Consider the following 710-nt stretch of genomic DNA (forward strand, 5'->3'; position numbering starts at 1 on the left):
GCCGCCAGCCCCGCCCGGAGCGCCCGCGCCGCCGGTGCCACCCACACCTCCGGCGCCACCAGCACCGCCATTGCCGTACAGCAGGCCGCCGGCGCCGCCAGCGCCGCCGGTCCCGCCGGTGCTCCCGGCACCGCCGGACAACGCACTGCTAGCCCCGTCGCCGCCGTTACCGCCGGCGCCGCTCTGGGCAAAACCAATCGGGAATTTGCCGCCAAGCAGGGTTGCCGCTCCGCCGGTGCCGCCGTTGCCGCCGGCGCTGCCGGGTGCGACGCCGTTGCTGCCGGCACCACCCTGGCCGCCCCTGGCTAAGACGTTGCCGTCGCCACCTTGGATTGTGGCGTTGCCGCCGTTGCCGCCGTTGCCACCAGCCCCGCCAGCAGCTGCGATCCCCGCGTCTCCGCCGGCGCCGCCGAAGGCCTTCCCGACGAAGTCAGAGTTGCTTGTGGCGCTGGCGCCGTTGCCGCCGGAACCACCAGTAGGCGTTGCTGCCGTACCGGAGAAGCCGGTGCCACCAGGCGCGCCCGTTTGCTGACCCGGCCCAGATACGTTAGGCGGCGTTACCCCCGGATCGGCCGCGGGTCCGGGCGCGGGGTTGACCGCGTTTGCCCCGGCCGCACCGACGCCACCCTGGCCACCCGCCCCACCATCGCCGATCAAACCGGCGTTGCCACCGATACCGCCGACGCCCCCCATGCCGCCGTTAAGCCCCG

The 710-nt window shown here is 74.6% G+C and carries 1 pseudogene; it reads right to left on the minus strand.

Going from position 1 to position 710, the window contains the following annotated elements:
* A pseudogene (locus tag F0Q45_RS28350) lies at positions 1 to 710 on the minus strand (PE family protein); the annotation flags it as partial.

The organism is Mycobacterium simiae (genome assembly GCF_008370645.1).
Classification (GTDB): domain Bacteria; phylum Actinomycetota; class Actinomycetes; order Mycobacteriales; family Mycobacteriaceae; genus Mycobacterium; species Mycobacterium simiae_A.